Origin of the sequence: Nocardia tenerifensis NBRC 101015 (assembly GCF_000308715.1) — a bacterium.
Lineage (GTDB): Bacteria > Actinomycetota > Actinomycetes > Mycobacteriales > Mycobacteriaceae > Nocardia > Nocardia tenerifensis.
In genome coordinates this window covers 1-2,026 of sequence record NZ_BAGH01000473.1, presented here as the reverse complement: position 1 = coordinate 2,026, position 2,026 = coordinate 1, and the positions used below count along the sequence as shown (strand labels likewise).

Annotated in this window: 1 protein-coding gene and 2 pseudogenes; all 3 read right to left on the bottom strand. The window is 70.1% G+C overall.

Features of this window, described 5'->3' with window-relative positions:
• Positions 1-235 (bottom strand): annotated as a pseudogene (locus ON39_RS34110) (polyprenyl synthetase family protein); the annotation flags it as partial.
• Positions 232-1,515 carry a glycosyltransferase gene (locus ON39_RS34105; protein ID WP_063713417.1) on the bottom strand — a complete coding sequence of 428 codons (1,284 nt, stop codon included), beginning with the start codon at positions 1,513-1,515 and terminating at the stop codon, positions 232-234. The gene ON39_RS34105 and the pseudogene ON39_RS34110, both read right to left, overlap by 4 nt.
• Positions 1,516-1,594: 79 nt before the next feature.
• Positions 1,595-2,026: pseudogene (locus ON39_RS34100) on the bottom strand (MerR family transcriptional regulator); the annotation flags it as partial.

Sequence of the window (2,026 nt, the reverse complement as noted above, 5' to 3'; positions counted from 1 at the left end):
CGCACAGCCAGCCCAGGTACAGGAAGGTCGAGCGCAGGCATTTACCGCCGATGACGTACTGGCGCAGGACCGTATCGGCCCCGACCTGGCGCAGTTCCTCGATATCGATCTTGCCGAGGAAGGTGTCGAGTTCCTGTGTCACCCGAGCGCGGATGTCGGTGTACCAGTCCTCGAAGGCCGAATCGTGCTCAGCCACAGGGTGACCGGGGCGCGGATCGAAAGACACTGTGCTCATGCGGATTCCCCTCGCCGGCCGACCGAGACGCCGTGTTCCGGCCGGGTCTCGAGGGTCTCGTCGAGCACGGCGGCGATGGTCTCGAACGGCGATCGTCGCGCCATGTCCCGCGCGAGCCGCTCGGCCGACTCGCGAAAACTGTTGTCTCGCAATACCCGATCCACCGCCGACGCCACCGCTTCCGGACGCGGTCGCGCGGTGCCGAGGTCTATCCCCGCGCGGGAATACGCCACGCGCGCGGCTACTTCCGGCTTATCGGCGGTGTCGCCCGCCACGATCACCGGAACGCCGTGGCCTAGCGCCTGCTGCACACCGCCGTAGCCGCCGTTGGTGATCATCACGTCCACGTGCGGCATGAGTCGTGCGTAGGGCACGAAATCATAGACGCGCGCGTTCGCCGGAGCCGGGCCGAGCGGCGCGCGAGAACCACCCCTGGTGGCCACGATCAGGATGTCGGCGCGGTCACCGAGCGCGGCGAACGCCGGCCGCAGCAGTTGATCGAAATCGCCGTTGTCCCAGGTGCCTTGGGTCACGTGCACGATCCGCCGGTCGTCGTCGAGCGAGTCCCACGGTGCGGAATCCGCGAGTGCGGGTAGCGGACCGGTGAACACCACCGAGGAGGGCAGGTCGCGCCGTGGGTATTCGAAACCCGGCACGGTGAATTGGAGCAGCCGATCGGCCAGCAGCGGCCAATCGAGCAGGAAAACTGGCGCAGGGCCGCATCCCAGCTGGCGCAGAATGGCGTCCAGACGCCGTTGGTCCGACCGGAAAAGCACCTGCTGCACAAAAGAATTCATCGCGGTGTAGTCGCGCCCCGGGTCGGGCTGCCAGCCGACGCCGAATGGTGGGCAATCGGCGCTGGACAGCGTCAACGGACCTACCCCGCACACCAGCACGGGCGGGCACGGGCGGCCGGACACCAGCAGGGGGATCGCGCCGGTGAACATCGAATCCACAAGTACCGCATCGAAATCCGAACGCGTCAGCTCGGCGGTGAGCGCCGCGTACTGCGGGGCGAGCGGGTCGAGGAACGCGGTCCGCAGCGCGTCCCGGCCGATGCGCCAGCGCCGCACCAGGTTCGGCCCGCGCCGGGGCGCGACCGGCCCGGCCTCGGCGGCGCCGGGCAGCGTCGACAGCGGCAGGTCGCCGACGTCCGCCGCGAAGCGCGCACCGGTGAGCACGCGGACCTCATGGCCACGCCGGCGCAACTCGCCCGCCACGGTCACCATCGGTCCCACGTGCCCGGGTATGGGGCTCGCGGCCACCAGGTATCGAGCCATCCTGAGCTTCCTTCGCTGTCTGTCGCCGGAACGACGCGTCGCCGCCCATCGTACGCGAAACGATGCAATAACGATGCACTCACGGATCGGCGGCCGCAACTCGGACCAGGTGCTCGACGGCGTCCTCCAGCGAATTCACCTGCCGGATTCCCACCGGGAGATCGGCCCCGTACCACCCCGGACCGGCCGCGACGACCTCCCGCGAGCCCGCCCGGACGGCGTCGAGCGCTCGCGTCCGCGCGGTCGTCGCCGACTGCGCCCACAGCATGACCACCGGCCGCCGATCCTGTCTCGACACCGCGTCGGCCAGCGCGTCGTCCGGCACCGAAGCGCCGAGGAACAAGGCGAGCACACCTCGCTCCGCCAGCGCGGCGCGCAACACCTCCAGCGGCAATGCGTGATCCTCCCCGGCCGTGCACGCCAGCACGATCGGCCGCCGCCCAGCACCGCGCGCGGGCACGGCGACCGTCCGGTGCAGGCTGGTCGCGACCGCCCACGACAGCAGGTGCTC

Coding starts and splice junctions, on each gene's coding strand:
- ON39_RS34105 (WP_063713417.1), bottom strand. CDS start 1,515: ATGGCTCGATACCTGGTGGCCGCGAGCCCCATACCCGGGCACGTGGGA.